General features: G+C 71.2%; 18 protein-coding genes and 2 pseudogenes. 12 read left to right on the top strand and 8 right to left on the bottom strand.

The annotated features are described in order from the left end of the window. Positions 1-59 precede the first annotated feature (59 nt). The 3 genes from aceB to WA640_RS16235 all read left to right on the top strand — a co-directional run bounded on the left by aceB (position 60) and on the right by WA640_RS16235 (position 3,953). Positions 60-1,670, top strand: coding sequence for a malate synthase A (gene aceB, locus WA640_RS16245; RefSeq protein ID WP_442904767.1), 1,611 nt, complete (start codon positions 60-62; stop codon positions 1,668-1,670). A 173-nt stretch (positions 1,671-1,843) separates the two neighbouring features. After that, the gene (locus tag WA640_RS16240; protein ID WP_335988939.1) at positions 1,844-3,355 is read left to right on the top strand and encodes an FAD-dependent monooxygenase; all 1,512 of its coding nucleotides are present in this window, start codon (positions 1,844-1,846) and stop codon (positions 3,353-3,355) included. Between the two features lie 19 nt (positions 3,356-3,374). Then, positions 3,375-3,953, top strand: coding sequence for a TetR/AcrR family transcriptional regulator (locus WA640_RS16235; RefSeq protein ID WP_335988938.1), 579 nt, complete (start codon positions 3,375-3,377; stop codon positions 3,951-3,953). Between the two features lie 5 nt (positions 3,954-3,958). Here the strand turns inward: WA640_RS16235 and WA640_RS16230 are convergent, their stop codons facing one another. Together WA640_RS16230 and WA640_RS16225 are read right to left on the bottom strand one after the other, a co-directional pair. Continuing rightward, the gene (locus tag WA640_RS16230) at positions 3,959-4,993 is read right to left on the bottom strand and encodes a hypothetical protein (protein WP_335988937.1); all 1,035 of its coding nucleotides are present in this window, start codon (positions 4,991-4,993) and stop codon (positions 3,959-3,961) included. A 292-nt stretch (positions 4,994-5,285) separates the two neighbouring features. Next, a pseudogene (locus tag WA640_RS16225) lies at positions 5,286-5,993 on the bottom strand (FadR/GntR family transcriptional regulator); the annotation flags it as partial. 92 nt (positions 5,994-6,085) lie between these two features. Between WA640_RS16225 and WA640_RS16220 the strand changes: the two are divergent. Then, complete coding sequence (locus WA640_RS16220) at positions 6,086-6,589, top strand: gluconokinase (protein ID WP_106362471.1); 504 nt, start codon at positions 6,086-6,088, stop codon at positions 6,587-6,589. A gap of 88 nt (positions 6,590-6,677) precedes the next feature. Continuing rightward, positions 6,678-8,072 (top strand): GntP family permease, encoded by a 1,395-nt coding sequence (locus WA640_RS16215; RefSeq protein ID WP_335988934.1) that lies wholly within the window; start codon positions 6,678-6,680, stop codon positions 8,070-8,072. Between the two features lie 73 nt (positions 8,073-8,145). Here WA640_RS16215 and WA640_RS16210 read toward each other — a convergent pair whose 3' ends face one another. After that, on the bottom strand, positions 8,146-9,336 hold the full coding sequence (locus WA640_RS16210; RefSeq protein ID WP_335988932.1) for a M20 metallopeptidase family protein: 1,191 nt from the start codon (positions 9,334-9,336) through the stop codon (positions 8,146-8,148). A 164-nt stretch (positions 9,337-9,500) separates the two neighbouring features. After that, positions 9,501-11,282, bottom strand: coding sequence for a bifunctional metallophosphatase/5'-nucleotidase (locus WA640_RS16205; protein ID WP_335988931.1), 1,782 nt, complete (start codon positions 11,280-11,282; stop codon positions 9,501-9,503). A gap of 272 nt (positions 11,283-11,554) precedes the next feature. Here WA640_RS16205 and WA640_RS16200 point away from each other — a divergent pair, with 272 nt between their 5' ends. The 4 genes from WA640_RS16200 (at position 11,555) to WA640_RS16185 (ending at position 14,340) form a co-directional block, all read left to right on the top strand. Then, entirely contained in the window at positions 11,555-12,553 is a 999-nt protein-coding gene (locus tag WA640_RS16200) for a 2-dehydropantoate 2-reductase (protein WP_335988930.1), read from the top strand. 90 nt (positions 12,554-12,643) lie between these two features. After that, positions 12,644-12,997: a YbaB/EbfC family nucleoid-associated protein gene (locus WA640_RS16195; protein WP_335988928.1), complete on the top strand. Its 354-nt coding sequence runs from the start codon at positions 12,644-12,646 to the stop codon at positions 12,995-12,997. Beyond that, a complete protein-coding gene (locus WA640_RS16190) occupies positions 12,998-13,318 on the top strand; it encodes a type VII secretion target (protein ID WP_335988927.1) in 321 nt (106 codons plus the stop codon). It abuts the gene before it with no gap. After that, on the top strand, positions 13,315-14,340 hold the full coding sequence (locus tag WA640_RS16185) for a WXG100-like domain-containing protein (RefSeq protein WP_335988926.1): 1,026 nt from the start codon (positions 13,315-13,317) through the stop codon (positions 14,338-14,340). The genes WA640_RS16190 and WA640_RS16185 overlap by 4 nt, the downstream gene beginning before the upstream one ends. 78 nt (positions 14,341-14,418) lie before the next feature. Here the strand turns inward: WA640_RS16185 and WA640_RS28875 are convergent. From WA640_RS28875 to WA640_RS16170, 3 genes and pseudogenes are all read right to left on the bottom strand, one after another. Next, positions 14,419-15,117, bottom strand: a pseudogene (locus tag WA640_RS28875) (sensor histidine kinase); the annotation flags it as partial. 251 nt (positions 15,118-15,368) lie between these two features. Continuing rightward, positions 15,369-16,037, bottom strand: a complete 669-nt coding sequence (locus tag WA640_RS16175) for a response regulator transcription factor (RefSeq protein WP_335988924.1) — start codon at positions 16,035-16,037, stop codon at positions 15,369-15,371. 11 nt (positions 16,038-16,048) lie between these two features. Beyond that, positions 16,049-17,698, bottom strand: a complete 1,650-nt coding sequence (locus WA640_RS16170) for a serine hydrolase domain-containing protein (protein WP_335988923.1) — start codon at positions 17,696-17,698, stop codon at positions 16,049-16,051. Between the two features lie 239 nt (positions 17,699-17,937). Here WA640_RS16170 and WA640_RS16165 point away from each other — a divergent pair, with 239 nt between their 5' ends. Further along, positions 17,938-20,181, top strand: a complete 2,244-nt coding sequence (locus WA640_RS16165; protein WP_335988922.1) for a rhamnogalacturonan lyase family protein — start codon at positions 17,938-17,940, stop codon at positions 20,179-20,181. Positions 20,182-20,242: 61 nt separating this feature from the next. On the opposite strand, the gene WA640_RS16160 is transcribed toward WA640_RS16165, so the two are convergent. Further along, the gene (locus WA640_RS16160) at positions 20,243-21,541 is read right to left on the bottom strand and encodes a BNR-4 repeat-containing protein (protein ID WP_335988920.1); all 1,299 of its coding nucleotides are present in this window, start codon (positions 21,539-21,541) and stop codon (positions 20,243-20,245) included. Between the two features lie 167 nt (positions 21,542-21,708). Here WA640_RS16160 and WA640_RS16155 point away from each other — a divergent pair, with 167 nt between their 5' ends. Together WA640_RS16155 and WA640_RS16150 are read left to right on the top strand one after the other, a co-directional pair. After that, positions 21,709-22,449, top strand: a complete 741-nt coding sequence (locus WA640_RS16155; protein WP_335988919.1) for a GAP family protein — start codon at positions 21,709-21,711, stop codon at positions 22,447-22,449. Positions 22,450-23,090: 641 nt separating this feature from the next. Continuing rightward, the gene (locus tag WA640_RS16150) at positions 23,091-24,329 is read left to right on the top strand and encodes a hypothetical protein (RefSeq protein ID WP_335988918.1); all 1,239 of its coding nucleotides are present in this window, start codon (positions 23,091-23,093) and stop codon (positions 24,327-24,329) included. Positions 24,330-24,371: the final 42 nt, after the last annotated feature.

The following is a 24,371-nucleotide window of genomic DNA, read 5'->3' as shown; positions in this document are numbered from 1 at the left end:
TCCGTTCGGGCGGGGCCGGAGCCGGTCCCGCCCAACCACATGAGGAGTTACCAGTGGTCATCGATTCCCAGATCCGCACCGACGCGGGCATCACGGTCAACGGGCCCCGCGTCGCGCGCGAGGACGAGGTCCTCACGCCCGAGGCGCTCGACTTCATCGCCGCCCTGCACCGCAAGTTCGCGCCCCGCCGCCAGGAGATCCTCCAGGCCCGGCAGGAGCGGCGCATCCGCATCGCCAACGGCGCCGACCCCGGCTTCCTGCCCGAGACCGCCGACGTGCGCGATGACTTCTCCTGGAGCGTCGCCACCCTCGCCCCCGGCCTGGAGGACCGCCGCGTCGAGATCACCGGCCCCTGCGACCGGAAGATGACGATCAACGCGCTCAACTCGGGCGCGAAATGCTGGATGGCCGACCTGGAGGACTCCTCCACCCCCAACTGGCACAACGTCATCGACTCGCAGGTGAACCTGCGCGACGCCATCGAGCGGCGCATCGACTTCACCTCCGAGCAGGGCAAGGAGTACCGCCTGAAGGGCGAGACCCTGACCGACCTGCCGACGATCATCGTGCGCCCCCGCGGGTGGCACCTCGCCGAACTGCACCTGCGCGTCGACGGCCTGCCCGTCGCCGGGTCCCTCGTGGACTTCGGCCTGTACTTCTTCCACAACGCCCACCGGCTCCTGGAACTGGGCCGCGGCCCCTACTTCTACCTGCCGAAGCTCGAATCGCACCTCGAAGCGCGCCTGTGGAACGACGTGTTCGACACCGCCCAGGACCTCCTCGGCGTCCCGCGCGGCACGATCAGGGCCACCGTCCTCATCGAGACGATCACCGCCGCGTTCGAGATGGAGGAGATCCTCTACGAGCTGCGCCGCCACTCCTCGGGCCTGAACGCCGGGCGCTGGGACTACATCTTCTCGGTCATCAAGAACTTCCGCGAGCGCGGCGCGCGCTTCGTGCTGCCCGACCGCGACCAGGTCACCATGACCGCGCCGTTCATGCGCGCCTACACCGAGCTGCTCGTGCGGACCTGCCACCGCCGCAGCGCCTCCGCGATCGGCGGCATGGCCGCGTTCATCCCCTCCCGCAAGGACCCCGAGGCCAACGCGGTCGCGCTGGAGAAGGTCCGCGCCGACAAGACCCGCGAGGCCGACGACGGTTTTGACGGCTCCTGGGTCGCCCACCCCGACCTCGTGCCCGTCGCGATGGAGGTCTTCGACGAGACCCTCGGCGGGGTGCCGAACCAGATCGACCGGCAGCGCGAGGACGTGGTCCCGAACGCCGCCGCGCTCCTCGACGTCGCCGCCACCCCCGGCGCGATCACCGAGGCCGGCATCCGCAAGAACCTCGAAGTGGGCGTGCGCTACATCGAGTCCTGGCTGCGCGGCGTCGGCGCCGCGGCGATCAACAACCTCATGGAGGACGCCGCGACCGCCGAGATCTCGCGCTCGCAGATCTGGCAGTGGATCAACGCCGGAGCCAGGACCGACGAGGGCCGCACCGTGACCCGCGACTGGGTCGGCCAGCTCCTCAAGGAGGAGTACGCGTCGCTCCAGCGCTTCGACGGCGACCGCTTCGACGACGCCCTGTCGGTCTTCACCGAGTGCGCGCTGGGCGAGGACTACCCGACGTTCCTCACCCTGCCCGCGTACACCCGGTTCCTCATCTGAGGGCCGACTCCCTCGGCCGACCCCGCATGCTGGCGCGCGGGGTCGGCCGCCCCCCGGGGATCACAAGATATATGTCGGCATCGATGTAAGCGGCTTTCTCGAATTGACAAGTGGGCAACTGCCCACTCATAATGGGCACGCGGTCATTATCGACTGCGAGGAGAGGAGTGCCCATGGAGGCTGCAACGGCGACCGAGGTCGTCATCGTCGGGGCCGGACCGGTCGGGCTCACGCTCGCGTGCGACCTCGCCCGCCGCGGCGCGGGGGTGCGGATCATCGACCGGGCCGAAAAGTTCCAGGTCGGGACCAGAGCGCGGGGCGTCCGCGGACGCACCCAGGAGGTCTTCGAGGACCTCGGCGTCCTCGACGAGCTGCGGAAGCACGCGGAAGCGCCGGGCACCTCGCGCTTCTACGACGAGGACGGCAACGTGGTGCGCGACGTCGTCATGTACGACGCCCCGCCCGTCCCCGGCGCGCCCTACCCCGGGAGCCTCATGGCCGGGCAGCAGTTCACCGAAGCCGTACTGCGCGAACGCCTTGCGTCCCACGGGGTCGCAGTGGAGCTCGGCGGCGAGTTCACCGGCTTCAGGCAAGACCGCGACGGCGTCACCGCGGACTTCCGGTTCTCCGGGCGCCGCGAGGAGATCCGGGCCCGGTACCTCGTCGGCTGCGACGGCGCCGGGAGCACCGTGCGCAAGCGGGCCGGGATCAGCTTCCTCGGCGAGACGTGGGAGCGGCAGCGGATGCTGTTCGGGAACCTCACCGTCGACGGGCTCGACGACTCGGTCGCGCACCTGTGGGCCGCGGGACCCGGCGGGATGCTCAGCCTCGCTCCGATGCCCAAGAGCGGCACATGGTTCTTCACCGCCCCGCTCCCCGCAGAGGGCGGCGGCGAGCCGGTCTCGGTGGAGGCCTTCGCCGATATCTTCGCCGAACGGGTCGGCCTGCCCGGCGTCACCTTCCGCGACCCCGTCTACCTCTCGGTCTACCAGGTGAACATCCGCATGGTCGACCGCTACCGCGCTGGCCGCGTGCTCCTCGCCGGGGACGCCGCCCACGTCCACCCGCCCGCCGGAGGGCAGGGCATGAACACCGGCGTCCAGGACGCCTACAACCTCGGCTGGAAGCTCGCCCGCGTCCTGCGCGGCGCCCCGGAGTCCCTCCTCGACACCTACGAGGAAGAACGGATGCCCGTGGCCCGCCACGTGCTCGACACGACCGTCGCCCGCGGTCGCCACTGGGCCGCCGCCGGGGCCGCGCAGGTCGCCGACCGCATGCGCGGCACCTTCGAAGGCAAGGACCCGTTCAGCGACGTCAGCGGCCTCAGCCTCCACTACCGCGGCTCCAGCCTCGCCCGGCAGCTCGACGACGGCATCGGCGTCCGCGCGGGCGACCGCGCCCCCGACGCGCACGGCACCGACACCGCGACCGGCGAGCAGGTGCGGCTCTTCGACCTGCTCCGCGGCACGCACTTCACCTTGCTGCTCTTCGGGTCCCGGCCCGCGCCGGTCGCGGGGGAGGACGTCCATGTCCACCGGATCGCCGGGGACGAGGCGCGCGAGCGCTACGGCGTCAAGGACGACGGCCTCGTCCTGGTGCGCCCCGACGGCTACATCGCGCTGGCGGGAGGCGCCTGGGGCGACCGGTCCGTCGCCGACTACCTTGCACCCCTGGCGGTAGAGTGAGCCGCCTGGAGGAGGACCCATGCCGACCGGAATCGCCATGCACGACGCGCGGGAGCGGCTGCTCGCCGCCGCCGAACGGGTCCTGCTGCGCGACGGCCAGAACGCGCTGACCAGCCGCTCCGTCACGGAGGAGGCCGGAGTTTCGAAGGGCGTGCTGCACCGGCACTTCGCGGACTTCGACGACTTCCTGGCCGAGCTCGTGCGCACCCGCATCGCCTCGGCCCAGAACGAGATCGGCTCGCTCCAGGGCTCGAAACCGCTCGTGGAGAACCTGTCCGCGGCCCTCACCTGCGTCTTCACACCCGTGAACCTGGGCCTGGTGAAGGCCGTGATCGCCCGCGACGGCCTGCGCTCGCGCCTGCGCGAGACGACCCCGCAAGGGCTCCCGATCCTCAACGAGGCCAGCGCGTCCCTCGCGGCCTACCTCGACGCCGAGCGCCGCGTGGGGCGCCTCAAGCCGGACGCCGATCCGCGCACGCTCGCGATGACCCTCGTCGGCACCGGGCACCTGCTGTTCGCGGGGGAGCTGGGCGGCCTGCCCGACGAGTCCGCGGTGCGGGAGGTCGTCGAGTCGGTCGTCGTGGGCGCCGTCTCCTGAGCGGCTCATTCGTCGTCGCGCAGTAATGCGCGCGCCGCCTCGACCGCGAGTTCCGCCTCTGCCGTGGCGGCCGCGTAGTGGAGGCGCCGCATCGAGCGGATCGCCGAGCGGATCTCCTGGAGGTAGCCGCTCGCGCTGTGCGCCTTGCGGAAGTGCGGTTCGGGGAGCACGGCGGGGTCGAGGCCGACGGTGTCGATCGCGACGCCGTACGGGAGTCCCATGTGGGCGATGGCGTCGCAGTGCTGGAACGCCGTGTACGGCGCGGAGGTGACGACCAGGACGCTGTCGCCGGGGGTGAGGTCGGCGATCTCGTCGGCCCAGAAGCGGCAGGTGTCGACGGTGTCGGCGCGGCGGCGGTCGGGGACGGACGAGGGGGCGGCGACGGCGCGGACGGTCATCCGGCCGGTCTCGTAGGTCGCGACTTTCCACGACCGGCCGGGTTCGCGGTGCGGGTCGCCGCCTTCGGCGATGTGCGGTCGGCCGTCGATGCCGAAGGCGCGCTTGAGGGACGCTTCGATGGCGTCGACTTCGAACGCGCCGCAGTGGAGTCCGCTGAGGCGCGCGGCCTCCAGGTCCTCGGGGCCGAGCGGCCGGAAGCCGCCGACGCCGGTGACGTGGTCGGCGCGGGTCCCGGTGGCGAGGATCTCTGCGGCGAAGCGGGTGCGGAACAGGCAGGAGGCGACGAGGCCGCCGAGGACCAGCACGTGCGTGTAGTGGTCCAGGCGCGGCTTGAGCTCGGCGCCGAGGCCGAGGGCCAGCGCGGCTTCGGTGACGGCGAGTTCCTGCTCGGGGTCGAGCGGCTGGGGCGCGGTCTCGTGGCGCTCGCGTCCGGCCCGGAAGTCCCAGTGGACGGCGGAGAACGCTTCGAGGTAGGCGAGGTCGGTCGCGGTGCCGGTACCCGGGAGTGCGCCGCCGTAGCGGCGCAGGAGGGCGGCCATGGGCGCGGATTCGACCCAGGCGGCGACGTCGTCGAGGAGCGAGCGGGGGCCGGGGCCCCGGCCGTCGTAGTGCGGCAATCGCACGGGTGCGAACTCGGGCATGGCTAGTCCGATCTGCGGTGGAGTCGCGGCCTTGTGAGCCGTGGTGTCTTTGGGGCTCATGCTAATCGGTTACTGCGTGTACTTCTCTGTTCAGACCAGGCGAAACGCCGTGTCGCGGCCCAAACACGCCGGTGCCGTCAGCGGAGTGGTGCGCGCGCGGCGTGGGGTTGCCGACCGCGCGTGTGGTGGTCCTGGTGTGCGGTGGGCGAACACGGGTGCGCCCCTGTCGCTTGGAAGGCGCTGTCAGGCCTCCCGGGGGTTGCCTCGGGCTCGCTCTGGGTGGAGGCCGGTCGCGTCGTAAGCGGGGGAGCATGGCGGTGCGGACTTCCGCGAGGAGTTCGCGCATGGCGTTCTCGGCGTCCTCGGAGCGGCCGGAGGCGACGGCGGCGGCGACGGCGTCGTGGAGGTCGAGGGCCTCGGGGACGGGCTTGTGGGGCATGAGGCCGAGCTGGGTGCGGCCGCGGAGGACGGCGGCGACGGGGTCGGCGAGGGCGCCGAACATCTCGTTGCCGCTGGCGCGCAGGAGGAGGTCGTGGAATTCGACGTCGCGCTCCATGAACTCGGTGAGCTCGGCGGCCTCGCCGAGGTCGCGGAGGGCCGCGGCGAGTTCGACGACGCGGGCGCGCTGGGGTGCGGTGGCGGCGCGGGCGGCGGCGCCGGCGGCGAGGGGCTCGACGGCGATGCGCATCTCGGTGAGGGTGCGCAGTTGCGCGTTGCGGCCGGGCCCGGCCAGGCGCCACCAGATGACCTTGGGGTCGAAGACGTTCCATTCGGCGATGGGGCGCACGGTGATGCCGACGCGGCGGCGGGAGCGGACCATGCCCATGTTCTCCAGGACCCGCATGGCCTCGCGGGCGACGGTGCGGGAGACGCCGAAGCGCTCCTGGATCCAGTCGAGGGTGAGCACGCGGCCGTCGGCGAGCTCGCCGGAGGCGATCTCCAGCCCGAGCTTGTCGAGCACGGGATCGTGGAGGCCCAGGGGGTTTCGCGTGTCGCCCATGCCGGAATCCTATCCGGGGCCGGGTTGCGCCGCGGTACGAATGGTGTTACCTTTCCGTCTGAAAAGTATTACCTTTCAAGGAGGAGGGGTCCATGTCCGCGACCTGCCTGGTCGTCATGGGGGTGTCGGGCTCGGGAAAGAGCACCGTCGCCGAGCTGCTCGCCGACCGGCTCGGCTGGCCCTTCACCGAGGGCGACGAGCTCCACCCCGCGGCCAACATCGCGAAGATGAGCGCCGGGATCCCCCTGACGGACGCGGACCGCGAGCCGTGGCTGCGGATCATCCGCGACCGCATCAGCGCCGCAGCCTCCCAGGGCCGCTCGACCGTCGTCACCTGCTCCGCCCTGCGCCGCGCCTACCGCGACATCCTCCGCGAGGCCGACGCCCGCGTCCGCTTCGTCCACCTCGACGGCTCCCGTGAGCTCATCGGCGAGCGCCTCGCCCACCGCGGCGGCCACTTCATGCCCCCGAGCCTCCTCGACTCCCAGTTCGCCGCGCTCGAACCGCTCGGCCCCGGCGAGGACGGCCTCGTCGTGAACGTCGCCGACACCCCGGCCGACATCGCCGACCAGGTCCTCGCCTTCCTCGAACACTGACCCGACCCCTCCGACCCCGGTCCCCTCGACCCCCGTCCCCTCCCCCTTTCCTCCCGATTCCCCCGCAATGCAAAGGAGCTTGCACCCCATGGAAATGGACTGGACCCAGACCCTCGGAGCGGGACCGCTCCTGGGGATAGCCGCAGGGGCCGTGGCCCTGCTGCTCGTCCTCATCATCTGGCTGCGCGTACACGCGTTCCTCGCGCTGGTCACCGTCTCGGTGCTCACCGCGTTCGCCACCGGCATCCCCGCCGATCAGCTCATCCCCGTGATCTCCTCGGGCTTCGGCACCACGCTCGCGAGCGTGGCCCTCCTGGTCGGCCTCGGCGCGATGCTCGGGCGCCTCGTCGAGGTCTCCGGCGGCGCGAAAGCCCTGACGGACATGCTCATCGCGAAGTTCGGGGAGGACCGCGCGCCGCTCGCCCTGGGCGTCGCGTCGCTGATCTTCGGCTTCCCGATCTTCTTCGACGCCGGGCTCGTCGTCATGCTGCCCATCATCTTCGCGGTCGCGCGCCGCCTCGGCGGCGGCGTCCTGCGCTACGCATTGCCTGCGGCCGGCGCGTTCTCCGTGATGCACATCTACGTGCCGCCGCACCCCGGCCCGGTCGCCGCCTCGTCGCTCCTCGGCGCCGACGTCGGCCTCGTCGTCGCGCTCGGCCTGCTCGTCGCCATCCCCACCTGGTACCTGACGAGCTACCTGTACGGCCTGTGGGTCGGCAGGCGGATCGAGCTGCCCGTGCCCGACGTGCTCTCGGGCGGCCCGCAGGTGGAGGACGCCGAGAACCCGCCGCGCGCCCGCACCGTGATCCTCCTGCTGCTGCTCCCGCTGGTGATGATCTTCTTCGACACCGGCCTGAACACCGCCGGGTCCGCGGGCTGGGTCGACTCCGAGGCCTCCTGGTTCAGCATCGCCCGCGCGCTCGGCTCCACGCCGATCGCCCTGCTCGTCACCGTGTTCGTCGCGTCCTACGTCCTCGGCGAGCGCCGCGGCCGCACCCGCGCCTGGGTCGAGGACCTGCTCAACAACGCGCTCGGCCCGGTCTGCGCGATCATCCTCATCACCGGCGCGGGCGGCATGTTCGGCGGCGTGCTGCGCACCAGCGGCATCGGCGACGCGCTCTCCGACGCGCTCTCGGGGATCGGCCTGCCGGTCATCGTGGCGGGCTTCGTGATCGCCACCGCCCTGCGCATCGCCCAGGGCTCGGCCACCGTGGCCCTGACGGCCGCGGCCGGGCTCGTGCAGCCCGTCGTCGGCGCGGGGGACTACAACGCCGTGCAGCTCGCCGCGATCGTCCTCGCGCTCGCCGCGGGCTCGGTCATGGCCAGCCACGTCAACGACTCCGGGTTCTGGCTCGTCGGCCGGTTCCTCGGCATGGACGTCAAGACCACCTTGAAGACCTGGACGGTCATGGAGACCACGATCGGCCTCCTGGGCTTCGGCCTCGCGTGCGCGGTCTACGGGATCGCCACGCTCGCAGGCTGACCGGTCGCAAGCTGATTCACTGAGGGAGCGAGGGGAGGCGGGCCGCGGCCCGCCTCCCCTCCGTTCCGTCTCGCTAACCGCGCTTCATGCGGCGCACGGCCAGCTCCGCGAGGAGCGCCGCGCCGTCGGCCAGCACCGAGTCGTCGAACGCCGCGCGCGGCGAGTGGTTCGACGCCGCGTCGGCCGGGTCCTCCTTCACGGTGGCGCCGTAGAACATGTAGCTCCCCGGCACCGCCTCCAGCACGCGCGAGAAGTCCTCCGAGCCCATGACCGGGTCGGGCATCTCCACGTACCGGTCCTCGCCGAACAGGTCCTTCGCGGTCTCGGCGACGAACGCCGCCTCGTCCGCGTTGTTGACCGTCGCCGGGTACTCGCGCTCGAACCGCACGTCGGCGGTGAGCCCGTGCGCGGTCGCGATGTCCTCGGCGAGCTTCACCGACTCCTTCTCGACCTGCGCGAGCGCCTCCTCCGAGAACGTGCGCACCGTCGCCGCGAACTTCGCGTTGTCGGGGATGATGTTGTGCCGGGTCCCGGCGTTGAACGTCCCCACGGTGATCACGATCGGGTCCCACACGTTGAACCGGCGCGTCACCAGCGCCTGGAGCGCCGTGATGATCTCGGCGGCCACCGGGATCGGGTCGAGCGTCGTGTTCGGGCGCGACCCGTGGCCGCCCTTGCCGATCACGTTCACGAACAGCCCGGAGGACGCGGCCATCATCGGCCCCGGCTTCGTGGTGAACACCCCGCGCGGCACCGTGTCGGAGATGACGTGGAGCCCGTACGCCGCGTCGACCTTCCGGCCCGCCGCCTCCAGCACGCCTTCGGCGATCATGTGCCCGGCGCCGTCCCAGCCCTCCTCGCCCGGCTGGAACATGAACACCACGTCCCCGGCCAGCTCGGCCTGGTGCGCGGACAAGAGCTTCGCGGCGCCCACGAGCCCGGCCGTGTGCAGGTCGTGCCCGCACGCGTGCATGGTCCCGACGTGCTTCGACACCCACTCGGCGGGGTTCTCCTCGGTCACCGGCAGCGCGTCCATGTCGCCGCGCAGCAGCACCGCCGGGCCCGGCTTCCCGCCGCGCAGCACCGCGGTCACCGCGGTCGACGACTCGCCGAGCGTGATTTCGAGGGGCAGGCCCTCCAGGGCGGCGAGCACGGCCGCCTGCGTCTTGGGCAGGTCGAGTCCGATCTCGGGGATCTGGTGGAGTTCGCGCCGCAGCGCGATCAGCTCGCCCTCGATGGCGGCGGCCTCTTCCCGGAAGTCCATGTGCGCTCCTGGCGTATTGGGTTCTCGTCTGCTAGCCGGGCGGTCAGTTCGCCTGGTGGACGCAATACTGCCACGTCCGCCCCGAACGTGAAAGGGCGCCGCGGCAATCGGCCGCGGCGCCCGTAATCCTATAGGATATAGGATATATCCTATTCGGTCGGTGGTCAGAAGACCGGGACCCCGTCGCGGGTCAGCACCCAGTCCACCGACGCGAACTCGGCCGGGTCCAGGGCGCCCTTGGCGGTCACCCACTCGATGATCCGGGTGCGGATCTCGATCGACTCGCTCCAGATCTCCTCGGCCGCGGCCACGTGCGGGAAGTTCCCGCCGCCGTTCGCGCGGTAGTTGTTCACCGCGAACACGAACTGCTGCGCGTCGTCCACGTCCGCGCCCGCGTGCTTCAGGTTCGCGATCCGCGACCCGGCGGGCTTGGCGATGTCGATCTCGTAGGTGAAGCCCGAGACGTAGTCGTAGTTGTAGTCGGGCCGGTTGTCCGCGTTCGTGATCGCGTCCGGGTCCACGGCCCCGCCCGCGGCGGTCTGCACGTAGTACTGCGCGGAGTACTCCAGGTAGTCCCGGATCTCGGCGCCCGTCAGCAGCTTCGCCACCAGCGTGTTGTCGTAGATGTACAGGCTCGACAGGTCCTTGATCTTCACGTCGCCCTGCGGGATCAGCGAGGTCCGCGAGAACGGCGACGCCTGCGACACCACCGGCAGGTCCGCGTGCTCGGTCCCCGCCAGCGCGCCCTTGACGACGTCCTCCTGGACCTTCGTGATGAGGTCGATGATCGGCTCGTCCTTGTAGCGGGCCTCGGCCGTGTCGAGGTCGATCGTCGCCTGGCCGACGACCTGGTTGACGTAGGCGACGACCTCGTCGTGCTCGGCGGTGAGGATCTCGGTGATCGCCGGGTGCTCCTCGGCCGTGTTCGAGTTGAGGACCGTCGCGCCCGCGGCCTCCACCTTCCAGGACCCCTTGTCCCACACCAGGTCGAAGTCGAAGCGGGTGAGGCGCTGGCCGTAGCAGAGCGGCTCGGAGAGGATCACCTCGCGCCCGTCGGGGCCGGCCACGCGGGTCTCGGCGATCTCGACGTGGGCGTGGCCCACCAGGATCGCGTCGATGCCGGGGACGGTCTCGGCGACGATCTTCGAGGCGTTCTCGATGCCCAGGCCGGTGGAGGTGTCGTACGCGGAGGTCCCGGAGGTGCCCGAGTGCGCGGAGACGATGACGACGTCGACGCACTGCTCCTCGCGCAGGTGCTTGACCCAGTACGCGGCCTCGGTCTCCAGGCTCGGGAATTCGAGGACGCCCTCGACGATGGCCTTGTCCCAGATGGTCACGCCGGGGGTGCACAGGCCGAGGATCGCGACCTTGACGTCGCGGCCGCGGGGCGTGCGCAGGCGCACGATGTGGTACGGCGGGAACGCGGGGCGGCCGGTCTCGGTGTCGATCACGTTGGCGCCCAGGAGCGGGAAGTCGAGCTGCGACTCGAACTTGCGGAGCGTGTCGAGGCCGTAGTTGAACTCGTGGTTGCCGAGCGCGGCGGCGTCGTAGTCGACGGCGTTCATGGCCTGGGCCATGGGGTGGACGGGCCCGCCGTCGGCGGCGATCGGGTCGACGCGCGCGTAGTAGTACGCGAGGGGCGTGCCCTGGATGGTGTCGCCCGCGTCGATGAGGATCGTGTTCTGCTTCCCGACCTCCTCGCGGATCTCCTCGACGAGGGTCGCGACGCGGGCGAGGCCGCGGGTGTTCCCGGCGGCGTCGGTGTACGCGGCGTCCTTGAAGTAGTCCCAGTTGAAGACGTTCCCGTGAAGGTCGGTGGTGCCCATGACCGTGAACGAGTAGCGCTTCGTGGAGGACTTCGCGGCCGCGGGCGAGGCGGCGGCGACGGCGGCCGCGGCCCCGGCGGCCGACGCGCCGAGGAGGGTTCTGCGGTTGACTGCTGGCATTCGGGGTCGCTCCTTGTTCAGCACCTGACTTGCGGGGATGCCTGGAGTATGGCACCCGGAGATTCCACTCCTCGCAGGGTGTCATCCCATGACCCCATCTTGAACGGCGGATGTCGAACGCGGGTCGAAACGGTGCATGAACCCCGCTTACAGGAACGGCAGGTCCGGTTGGGGGAGCAGCGGGGCGAAGAGGGGAACGGGCCGGTCCACTGTATGCCCCGCAGGCCGCGGCCGCCTCCTCAATGACCGCCCGGCGCCGATAGCATCCGGGGATGATCTGCGTCTACGGGGCCGGGAGCATCGGGTGCTACGTCGGCGGGCGGCTCGCCGCGGCCGGGGCCGATGTCGTGTTCGTCGGGCGCGAGCGCATCGCCGCCGAGGTCCGCGACCACGGCCTGCGCCTGACCGACCTCGACGGGGCCGACGAACACGTCGCGCACCCCCGCTACGAGACCGACCCGGCGGCCGCCGCGGACGCCGACCTCGTGCTGGTCGCCGTCAAGTCCGCCGCCACCGCCGACGCCGCCGCCCAGCTCGCGCCGCTCCTGCGGCCCGGCACGCCCGTCGTCTCCTTCCAGAACGGCCTGCGCAACACCGCGACCCTCCGCAGTGGACTCCCCGAGGCGGTCGTCATCCCGGGCATGGTCGCCTTCAACGTGGTCCACCGCGGCGACGGCGCCTTCCACCGCGGCACCGGCGGCGGCCTCGAAGCCCAGGCCCACCCCGCCCTCGCTCCCCACCTCGACGCCTTCGCCAGGGCCGCAATGCCCCTCGCCCTCCACGACGACCTCCTCGGCGTCCAGGCCGCGAAGCTCCTCCTCAACCTCAACAACGCCGTCAACGCCCTCTCGGGACTGCCGCTGCGCACCGAGCTGTCCCAGCGGCCCTACCGACGCGTCCTCGCCCGCGCCCAGCGCGAGGCCCTCGCCGCTTACAAGGCCGCCGGCATCAGGCCCGCGACGACCGCCGGGGCCGATCCGCGCCTCGTCCCCTACGTCCTCGACCTGCCCGACGCCCTGTTCGCGCGCATCGCCGCCCGGATGCTCGCCGTCGACCCCCACGCCCGCTCCTCCACCGCCGACGACCTCGCCGCGGGCCGCCCCACCGAGGTCGACTACCTCAACGGCGAGATCGCCGCGCTCGCCGCCGAGCACGGCACCGCCGCGCCCGTCAACGAACGCCTCACCGCGCTCGTCCACGCCGCCGAGGCCGGGGGCCGCCGCGACTTCACCGGCCCCGAACTCCTTGCGGCCGTGGTGCGCCCTGACTGAGCGCACCCGTTCAGCACGGGGCCACCTCCGGTTCACTCTCGTTGGCTAGCTTGACATCCGCCCCAACGGCACAACGAGGAAGGAGGACGAATGCGAACGCCAGAAGAGATCATGCAGGAGCTGGAGTCCCGCGTCGCCGTCATCCAGGAGCAGGCCGGGCGCGCCGAATCGCTCCTCGCCGAATCCGAGACCACCGCGGCCGACGAGGACGAGATCGTCACCGTCACCGTGAACGCGGGCGGCACCCTCACCGGCCTGCGCTTCTCGCCCCAGGCGCGCGGCCTCTCCGGCACCGGCCTCGCCGACCTCGTCCTGGAGGTCTACGGCCAGGCCCTCGAAGCGTCCGGCCGCAAGACCGCGGAGATCATGTCCGGCCTCCTCGGCGCCGACTCCGAGGCCATGAGCGTCATCACCGGCTTCACCCAGCCCCGGACGGAGTCCTAGATGGTCCACGTCGACCCCCAGACGCTCCGCGACCACGCGTCGCGGCTCATCAACGGCCCCATGCCCCTCGTGGTCCAGGCCGCCGACGCCGCCAAGACCGTGCGCCTCGGCGACGAGAACGCCTACGGCATCGTCTTCGCCCAGCTGATCCCGCCCGCCCTGGACCTGTTCCTCGACGACGGGTCCGAGACCCTCGACTCCATCGACGACCTCGGCACCGGCTTCACCACGGCCCTCCAGGCCACCGCCCAGCAGTACCAGACCGTCGACGACGAGGTCGCCGCCGTCTTCGACGCCCTCCAGAAGGAGCTCGACCGGTGAACGCCGCGAACCCCCTCATCGAGGGCGAGACCCCCACCTCGATGCCGCAGAGCTCCAAGATCTTCTACGGCGTCTACAAGGCCGGGCAGGCGTACGGCAACGCCATCACCCAGGGCCAGGTCGACGTCGGCGACATCGCCTCCTCGACGTTCTCCCTCGGCCTCGACGCGCTCTCCTTCATCTCCAACCCCTTCAAGCACCTCGTGCAGGCCGGCGTCTCCTGGCTGTTCGAGCACATCTCGTTCCTGCGCGAACCCCTCGACTGGCTGGCGGGCAACCCCAACGCCATCGAGGGCCTGGCGATGACCTGGAACAACATCTCCATGGCCCTCCACGACGCCTCCGAGGCCTGGAACGCCGAACTCCAGTCCACCGCTGACTGGGACGGCCAGGACGCCGACGCGTACCGCCAGAGCGCGGCCGCGTTCGGCGGCGTCATCGCCGGGACCGCCGACGGCGCGAAGTGGACGGCGAACCTCATCACCGGCGCGGGCGTCCTCGTCGCGATCTTCCGCACCATGTTCCTGGAGATCATCTCCAACTTCATCGCCGAGGCGATCCTGTGGATCCTCTCCGCGCTCGCCACCGCCGGGTTCACCTTCGGCGCCACGGCGGCCGCCGCCGTCGCCCGCGTCGTCTCCAAGGCCGTGTCGGTCTTCGCGAACCTCGTCGGCAAGCTCGGCCAGCTCATGTCGAAGCTCGGCCGCTGGGTCGCCTCGCTCCGCAAGTTCGGCACCCAGTCCACCGGCCTGAAGAAGGCCCTCGACGGTGCCACCGACACGATGCTCAAGGGCATCTCCACGGGCCTCATGCGCGGCGGGAGCAGGGTCATGGACGGCGCGCAGAACCTGCGGGGCCTCTCCAACACCCCGCTCGCGAAGTCCCTCGACCCGCTGAAGAACAGCTGGAAGAACCCCATCGACAAGATGAAGACCGTGAAGTACACCGCGAACTCCACGGCCGCGGGGGAGAACCAGATCTCCAACATGGAGAAGGAGCGCGAGGCCAACGGCGGGCCGTAACGGCCGCACGCCGGGCCCGCGCGGCAGCGTCAGCCGGAACCGGCATCCGGTCTCGCCGTCGAGGAGCGCGACGTCCCCGCCGTGCGCCTGCGCGATCTGGCGCGCGATCGGCAGGCCGAGCCCCGTCCCCGGGATCCGGCCGCCGCGCCAGAACCGCTCGAACACGCGCTCCCGGTCCGCCGCCGCGATCCCCGGGCCCTCGTCGACCACGGTGAGCGCCACCGCGTCCGGGCCCGCCTCGACCTCGATCCGCACCGCGGTCCCTTCAGGAGCGTGGCGGACGGCGTTCCCGACGAGGTTCGCCACCGCGCGGCGCACGCTCGGGCCGTCCACCGCGGTCTTCGCACTCGCCGCCCCGGCCACCTCGACCGGCCGCGCGAACTCCGCCGCGACCTCTCTCGCGAGCGCGGCCAGGTCCACCGGCCGCCGGTCGATCACCCGGGCCCGCCCGCGGGCGTCCACCAGCAGCTCGCCCACGACGTCGCGCAGCCGCAGCGCCGCGTTCCGGCTGCGCTCCAGGCCCTCCCGGTACAGGTCGGCGTCCGGATCGGGATGCGCCAGGACCACGTCGGCGCCGGTGATGAGCACTGCGAGCGGCGTCCGCAGCTCGTGGCTGGCCTCCTCGACGAGCTTGCGCTGCACCAGGGCCGACTGCTCCAGCCGGTCCAGCATCGCGTCGAACGCGGCCGCGAGCGCCCGCGCCTCGGCCGTCCCCTGCGCGCTCCCCACGCGCAGCGCGAGGTCGGAGGCCCCGATCCGCTCGGCCGCGGCCCGCACCCGCTCGAACGGGCGCACCGCCCGGCCCGACCACCACCACGCGAGCGCGGCGGTGACCGGCAGCAGCAGCGCCACGGTGAGCACCGCCCACGCCGTGGGGTCGACGCCGGTGCGGGTGACGGTGCGCGCCACGCCGTCGGCGCCGGTCTCGGTCACCTCCTCCTGGTTGATCGAGGTGACCGCGAAGACCAGGACCACCGGGAGGTAGATCGCGAGGAACCCGGTGAGCGCCAAGCGGACCCGCAGCGAGTTCACCGCGCCTCCAGGCGGTAGCCCGCGCCGGTGACCGTGCTGATCGGGCCCGGCTCGCCGAGCTTGCGGCGCAGGCGGCTGAGGATCACCCGCACGGAGGCGGTGAACGGGTCGGCCTGCGCGTCCCACACGTGCTCAAGCAGATCCTCAGTGGACAGCACTTCGCCGGGGCGGTGCATGAAGTACCGCAGCATCGAGAACTCCCTCGCGGTCAGTTCGAGTTCGGCGCCGCCGCGCCAGGCCCGGTGCGCGGCGGCGTCGAGCCGCAGGTCCCCGACTTCGAGGACCGCGTCCCTGACGTCGGCGCGGCGCGACAGGGCCCGCAGCCGCGCCGCCAGCTCCGCGAACTCGAACGGCTTGACGAGGTAGTCGTCCGCGCCCGCGTCGAGCCCGGCCACCCGGTCCTCCACGGCGTCGCGGGCGGTGAGCACGATGAGGCGCCGCGGGCGGCGCAGGTGCGCCTCCGACCCGAGCCGCCGCAACAGCGCCAGCCCGTCGCCGTCCGGCAGCCCCAGGTCGAGGCAGGCCACGTCGAAGTCGTTGGCGCACAGCAGCTCCTCGGCCGCGGCGACCGTGGCCGCGAGGTCCACGGCGTAAGCCTCGTTCCGCAGGCCCAGCGCGAGCACCGGGCCCAGGTCCGGGTCGTCCTCCACCAGCAGGATGCGCACGCCCGCTCCTCTCACTCGCGCCGGGCCGCGGCGGTCCCGGCCGGGCCGGTCACCGTCATCGCGTCGCCGTCGAAGACGACCCGCACGCCGTCGCCGACCCCGGCGAGGTCGCGGCGGTACTCGCCTTCACCGGTGGGCACCAGCGTAAACACCGGCCGCTCGGCCCCGAGCCAGACGCCGCCGATCCCGCCGCGCTCGTCGAGCGCGTACCAGCCGAGCACGGTCTCCTCTGCCGTCACGAGTTCCACGTAGGTGCGCAGCTCGTCCTGCTCCTCGACCGTGCCGGCGAGGCGGACCTCCTCGATCGCGCCGACGTCGCCCTCGACGGCCTCCAGCTCCTCGCGCCCGGCCTCGGTCTCGCCGTCCAGCAGCGCTTCCACCAGGGCCTCATGTGCCGCGACGTCCTCGGCGGTGAAGTCCGCGGAGGCGAACATCGCCGCCACCGCGTCGGCGCCCGTCGCGGCCGCTTCCAGGCCGTCCTCGCCCGCCGTCACCGTGTACGACCCGCCCGAGTCGAGCACATAGGTGCCCTCCCTCGCTTGCAGCTCTTCGGGATCGACCTCCGCGTGCCCCTCCGGCAGCGGGATCGGCTCACCGGCCGCGAGCGCCGGGCCGATCGCGTCCACCAGGTCCCCGGCGGTCACGTCCTCACCGTTCGACGCCACCGCGATGCTCACTTCCTGCTCCGGTAGCCAGGCGGCGACCGCGTTGTGCCCGGTGTCGCCGCCGCCCCCGGACGCGGTGATCACGGGCGTGCCGAGCAGCTCGGGCCCCACGGACACCCACCCGGGGATCTCGGCGGTGCCGTCCCCGTTGTCGAACGTCGTGTCCAGCAGCGCCTGCACCGCTTCAGGATCGATCACCTCGCCCTCGAACAGGGCCCGCGTCCAGTCCGCGAGTTCCCCGGCGGTCATGGCGAGGTCGCCGTTGCCCTCCATGGCCCAGAACGGCCCCGCGAAGTCCCCGTTCGCGGTCGACGGCGCCCCGTCGACCCGCCCGATCGCGCGCGGCCCGGGCGCGGCGGGCTCGCCGTCCCAGAACCCGCCGAACCGCTCCCCGCCGAGCACGAGCACGTTGCCCGCCATGTGGTCCCGGTAGTCCCCGGTCGCCTCGTCGACGATGAGCGCGAGCAGCGAGTACCCGGCGTTCGAGTACAGGAAGTCGCTCCCCGGCTCGAACGCCGACGCGAGGCCGCTGATCGCCGCGACCGCCGCGTCCCGGTCGAGCGGCTCGTGGTCGCGGCCGTGCTCGCCTTCGAGGCCGCTCGTGTGCAGCAGCAGCTGCTCCACCGTCACCTCGGCGGCCGGGCCCGACAGGCCCGGCAGCAGCGACCCGGCCGTGTCCTCAAGGGATAGCTTCCCCTCCTGTGCCAGGTCGAGCACCGCGGCGGCCGTGAACGCCTTGCTCACCGACCCGATCGCGAACACCGTCTCATCGGTGACCGGCGCCGCCCCGTCGGCGGTCCCGAACGCCGCCCTGCACTCCACGCCCTCCCCGGTGATCGCCACGGCCCCGCTGAACCCGGCGTCGGCCCACCGCCCCAGCGCGCTCACCAGCGCCGGGTCGCAGCCGCCCGCCTCCTCGGTCGTGTCAGGGTCGTCCTCGATCGTGCAACCGGCGGCCAGCACGGCCGCCGCGAGCATCGCCGCAATTCGTCTCATGCCCGGACCGTACGGGCGGGCGTGTAAACCGGGCTTGAACGAGCCCCGCCGTCCGAAGAAATTCACGAACTTCGATCGATTGCATTGCCTTTGAAAGCGGATTCCGACTATACTTCCCGAAGGCATTGAATCGATTCACTTCAATGCGTGAATTGAAGCGCACCGTGTCGACCCGGCATGCCCATGGTGCGCCGCTCCGCCGCACCCCGGTGGACTCCTCTCTCACACACGGAGCAACCATGCGTACAACCCGAAACCGGCGGCTGCGCAGCCTGTCGGTCCTGACGGCGGCGGCCCTCGCGGCCGCGACCGCCACGGCGGTCTGGGGCGTCGCCGACGCCGCCACGGTCCGCTATGAAGCAGAGACCTCTCCCGCGACGTGCGACGGGACGATCGACTCCAACAACGCCGGATTCTCCGGCAGCGGCTTCTGCAACACCAGCAACGCCGTCGGGGCCGCGGCCCAGTTCACCGTCAACGCCCCGAGCGCGGGCACTGTGTCCCTCGCGATCCGGTACGCCCACGGCGCCACCGACACCCGCTCGGCCGACATCGCCGTCAACGGCGCCACGATCCAGGCCGCGAGCGCTTTCCCCGCCACCGGCTCCTGGACCACCTGGTCCACCAAGACCGTGTCCATCCCCGTGAACGCGGGCAACAACACCGTGCGCCTCGCGGCCACCACCGCCGCCGGGCTCGCGAACATCGACTACGTCGAGGTCACCGACGGCGGCACCCCGCCGCAGCAGAACGGCAAGTACGAGGTCGAGGAGCTGACGCGCGGCGTTACCGTCGTGCCCTCCGGCTCGGGCCGGCTCGTGTCGTGGCGCCTGCTCGGCACCGACCCGTCCAATGTGGCGTTCAACGTCTATCGCGACGGCACGAAGCTCAACTCCTCGCCGCTCACGGGAGCCACGAACTACCTCGACAACAGCACCTCCGGCACGTACACCGTGCGCCCGGTCGTCAACGGCGTCGAGGGCGCGGCCTCCAGCGCCGAGGCCACCTTCAACTCCTCCGGGTACCTCGACCTCCCGCTCCAGCGCCCGAGCGGCGGCACCACGCCCTCCGGTGAGGCGTTCACCTACGAGGCCAACGACTTGAGCGTCGGCGACCTCGACGGCGACGGCCAGTACGAGTACGTCGTCAAGTGGTACCCCTCGAACGCCAAGGACAACTCGCAGTCCGGGTACACCGGCAACACGATCATCGACGCCTACGAGCTCAACGGCACCCGCCTGTGGCGCATCGACCTGGGCCGCAACATCCGCTCCGGCGCGCACTACACGCAGTTCCAGGTGTACGACTACAACTCGGACGGCCGCGCGGAGATCGCGATGAAGACCGCCGACGCCACCGTCTCCGGCACCGGCCAGGTCATCGGCTCCTCCAGCGCGGACTACCGGAACTCCTCCGGATACGTCCTCTCAGGACCGGAGTACCTGACGATCTTCAACGGCCAGACCGGCGCCGCGATGGACACCATCGACTACAACCCGCCGCGCGGCACCGTCTCCTCCTGGGGCGACAGCTACGGCAACCGCGTGGACCGCTTCCTCGCCGGGACCGCGTACCTCGACGGCTCCACGCCCTCGATGATCTTCGCCCGCGGCTACTACACGCGCAGCGTGATCTGGGCCGTGGACTGGAACGGCACCGACCTGACCACCCGCTGGACCTTCGACTCGAACTCCGCGGGCAGCCAGTACACCGGCCAAGGGGCGCACAGCCTCTCGATCGCCGACCTCAACGGCGACGGGAACCAGGACGTGGTCTACGGCGCCATGGCGGTCGGCTCCAACGGGCAGGCGCTGTGGCGCACCGGCTTCGGCCACGGCGACGCGCTCCACGTCTCCGACTTCGTGCCCAGCCGCGCCGGGCAGGAGGTGTTCATGCCCCATGAGAGCACGAGCCAGCCGTCCTCCAGCCTGAACGGGAGCAACGGGGCCATCCTGTTCCAGACCCCGGCGTGCTGCGACAACGGCCGCGGCGTGGCCGCCAACGTGCTCGCCTCGAACGCGGGCGCCGAGTACTGGTCCTCCAGCGTGGATGGACTGCTCAACGCCTCGGGCCAGAACATCGGCACCAAGCCCGGATCGATCAACTTCCTGTCCTGGTGGGACGGCGACGGCGAGCGCGAGCTGCTCGACGGCACCTCGATCACCAACTACCCGTCGGGGACGCTGCTCTCGGGCTCGGGCGTGGCGTCGAACAACGGCACGAAGGCCACGCCGGGCCTCTCTGCCGACCTGTTCGGCGACTGGCGCGAAGAGGTCGTGTGGCGCACCAGCGACAACACCAAGCTGCGGATCTACGCCACCCCGTACCAGACGGACCTGCGGATCGCCACGCTCATGCACGACGTGCAGTACCGCGTCGCCATCGCCTGGCAGAACACCGCCTACAACCAGCCGCCGCACCCGAGCTTCTACATCGGCTCGGACGTGACGACCTACCCCTGGCCCGACGTCCACACCCCGTGAGTGATTGAACGAGCCCGAGGCCCCGGCGCTCTTTCCGGGGCCTCGGGAACCCAAGCGCCGCTTAGCTGCTCCGCGGAATGTCGCGCAGGACGATCTCGCAGTCGTAGTGCTGCGAGGCGGTCATCGTGCCGCGGAACCACAGCAGCGGCGTGCGGGACGGGTCGCCGGGGGCGACGATCGGTCGCAGGTTGTCCACTTCGGAGTCCTCGGTGACCGGCGTCCAGGTCCACGTGGCGCCGCCGTCCGCGGTGCGGGCGTGGAAGATCTCGTGGAACGCCAAAGACGCGCCGTCCCGCGGGTCCACGGTGGTCGAGACGTACACCGAGTCGAGGTCGTACGGGTCGATCGCGGCCAAGCCCGTGTAGTCCTCCTCGTGCGGCATGAGCCCGGCCCCGGCCTTGGCGAACTCGTTGACGGTCCACTCGCCGCCGGGCGCCATGCGCGCGTAGAAGAATCGCAGGTCCGGGTGGGCCCGGTGGCGGTCCAGGTGCTCCTCGTCGTCCGCGCGGGCGGTGAGCACCGCGGCGACCGAGCCGTCGTCGCCGCGCCGGATGTCGGTGGTCCAGCAGTGCGACATCCGCACCCCGCCCCACCGCGATCCGGCCTCCAAGACGGTCGTCAGCTCCACTTGCGACGGCGCCTCGCCGGAGACGGCCTCGGCGTCGACGACCGTGCCGTCGCTGCGGTGCAGGGCCCCGTTCTCCAAGTAGCCGTGGTAGATCGAGTTGTCGTAGTCCCGGGGGTGGTGGTCGGTGGTGACCAGGTCGATGCGCTTGCCGTCCCCTGCGTACCGCGTGTAGCCGTTGACGTAGCCGACCTTCGGGCGCGTGAACAGCTTGCCCGCGTAGGCCCACGTGTCGCCGTCGTCGTCGGAGACCAGCGCGCACTGGTCGTCGTTCACGGCGCGCGCGAAGCAGTACAGGCGACCGCCCATGGACCGCAGGTTCGAGTACGTGACGCCCGCGCCGCCCGTGTAAGCGCTCCAGTCGAACTCGCGCTCCGGGCCCCAGCGGGTCGGATCGCCCGGCTCGGAGACGCGCCAGCGGGTGCGGTCGTCGGTCTTGTGCTTGGTGTAGACGGCGAGCCAGCGGCCGTCGGCGCGGCGCCACAGCGCGGGCACGTCGTGGTCGTCGGTCTCGAAGACCTCGTGGAGCACCACGACCTCGCTCGTCCCGGCCCGCAGGTCGACCACCGCGAGCTCGACGTTCCCGGACCGGCCCGCGCCGCCGGGGCCCTCGGCCGCGGCGATCGAGCCGACCACGAGGGTCTGCGCCTGCGGGTCGACGAGCGCGCGCTCGTCCTGGAACCAGCACCAGGCTCCGTTGTCGTTGACCGTGAGGATCGGGGAGTGGGCATTCACGGAAGGGGTCCCTTCGTCGGCGTCCTTGCCTTTCCGCCCCACCCTACTGGAAAGCGTTATCCATCGCCAGTCCCACGTTCGTCCTGCCACCAAAGGCGCAGTCGGCCCGGGGAAGATCGATCCCGCGGCCGACGCCCCGGCCCCCTTGCGCTCCATACGCTCGCACCATGGACCTTGCCATGGCCGCATCACTCGCCGCCCTCGCCCTCATCGACTCGACGAGCTTCGGGACGCTGCTCATCCCGATCTGGCTGCTCCTCGCGCCCGGCCGCGTGAAGGCGGGCCGGATGCTCGTCTACCTGGGGACGATCGCGGTGTTCTACTTCGCGGTCGGCATGGCGATCGTGCTCGGCGCGACGACCTTCATCGACGACCTCGGCGCGCTCCTGGACACCCGGCCCGCCATGTGGGTCCAGCTCGCGGTCGGCGTGGGCCTGGTCGTCCTCAGCTTCCGCTTCGACTCCAAGAAGTCGAAGGAGGGCGGCGGCCGCATGACCCGCTGGCGCGAGCGCGCCCTCGGCGTCGAGTCCGAGCCCGGCGCGGTAAAGACCCGCACCGGCGCGCTCCCGCTCGTCGGCCTCGCCCTCGGCGCCGCCACCCTCGAAGTCGCCACGATGCTCCCGTACCTCGCGGCCATCGGCATCGTCACCACCGCCGGCATCGGCGGCGCGGCCACCACCGCGACGATGGCCGGGTACTGCCTCGTCATGATCACCCCGGCCCTGGTCCTCATGACGGCCCGCCTCGTCGCCCGCAACGCCGTCGAACCGCTCCTCGTCAAGATCAACGACTGGATGACGAAGAACGCCGCCTCCACCACCGGCTGGATCGTCGGCATCGTCGGCTTCCTGGTGGCCCGAGACGCCGCCTGGCGCCTCGGCCTCCTGGAGCAGCTGCTCAACCGTTGACCTGCGGACCTGGGAAGTGATGCCATTCCGTTATGAAGCGGCGCGACTGGCTGGAACGTTGGATTGTCGACATTAGGTGCGCAAATATATCTCTCCTGTTCAGACACTCCGCGATGACTCGAGGCGCCGCGCGGAGTTACGTGAGAAACGATCAAATCACGCTCCTGACGCATGACTGAGCGTGCTTGACGATGTCGATCTGGGTTAGATAACTTTCCGTGTTGTTCTGGTCGACGCCGTCGAACCCCCCACAACTGAAAGCGACCCCCATGCGACCCCACCCGCGTGCTGCATCAGGCGCCGATCCCAGCGCCTCGTCCGACCCCTCCCCGACCTCGGGCCGATCCGGTCAAGTGGCACGGGTGTGGGCGCGGTCGGCGGTGCTCATAATGCTCGCGGCGATCGGCCTGGTCGGTGCCTCATCACCGGCGGTGGCGCAATCATGCAGTGCCGGGACCGAGTCGGATTTCGACGGCGACGGCAAGATAGACCTGGCAATCGGTGACCCGGATGCGACGGTTGCGGGGAAGTCGCGTGCCGGGCGGGTGCATGTGGCCTATGGCAGCGGCGCGACGGTGACGATCGATGCCGATGACATCCCAAGCAACGAGAACGGTGCGGGGGAGCGGTTCGGATTCTCGATGGACACCGTGGACTGGAACGGGGACGGCTGCACGGACCTGTTCATCGGCGCGCCGTACGAGACGTGGGCGTCGGGCATGGTGGAGACCGGGATCGTGGTGTTCATCCCCGGATCGCCCACCGGGCTGGACACGACGCTGGCGAAGAACTGGTCGCAGGCGAGCTTCGACGGCGACACCGGTGTGGACGTCAGCCAGCCCGGTGACCGTTTCGGGTGGGACATCGCCGCCGGTCTGGACACCGCCGGCGATCCGTTCATCGTCGTCGGGGTCCCGGGCCAGTCCACGACCACCACCGAGGGTGCGGTCCTGAACCACGGCGGGAACGTGTTCTACGCCCGTCCGGGCAATGCGATCGACTTCAACCAGGACTCTGCGGGCTTCGCCGACGGCTTCGAGGACGGCGACATGTTCGGGTACTCGGTGGCGGCCTCGGAGTCGGGGTTCGTCGTCGGTGTCCCCGGTGAGGACGCCAACTACAGCGACCACACCCTCCACGATGTGGGGACGGTGTTCCTGATGGGGCACAGCGACGCCTCGACGGTGCCCGCGCCGATCGCGGTCTGGGGCCAGGGGAACGCCACGATCAGCGGCGAGTACGAGGACGGCGACATGTACGGGTTCTCGCTCGACATGGTCGACTACATCTCGACCGGCGGCGGCGCCGCGAAGATGATGATCGCGATCGGTGCACCGGGTGAGGACACCTCCGCGGGTTTGTCATCGGTGGTCTCGTCGCCCGGATCGGGGATCACCGAGCACAGGACCATCACCCAGGACGATGACGGCGTCACCGCCGATGCGGCGGAGTCCGGCGACATGTTCGGTGCCGCCGTGGCGATGGTCAACCGAACCCCTGGGCAGAACACCGGTGTGAACACTCTGCTGCTGACGGCAGGAGTGCCCGGCGAGGACGATGAGGCGGCCGGGCTCTTCGATGTCGGTGAGACCCAGTTGTTCTCGATGACCGAGGACCAGGCCCAGGAGAACAACCCGGTCCGATCCCGGCTCCCCTCAGCCAAGTTCACCCCCGCGGACGGGGCCGGTCTCGGTCAGGTCCTCTACGCGACCAAGTCGGACCTGTTCGTGTCGGCGACCGGGGCCACCGGGCCCGCGGTGTACCGGATCCCCTGGAACAACCTCGTCGCCGGAGGCACCGCCGCCGTGACCTCCTACACCCCGGCCACCTTCGGCCTCGCGAATGCCGACGTCGTCTCGTTCGGAGCGTCCCTCGCATGAGCGCACACCGTCGAAACACCGTGACCCCCACACCCCCTGAGA

The sequence above is a fragment of the Glycomyces sp. MUSA5-2 genome (genome assembly GCF_037034145.1).
GTDB lineage: Bacteria > Actinomycetota > Actinomycetes > Mycobacteriales > Micromonosporaceae > Glycomyces > Glycomyces artemisiae.
Note: the sequence above shows the minus strand (reverse complement) of the source record. Positions and strands in the feature narration are given on the sequence as shown.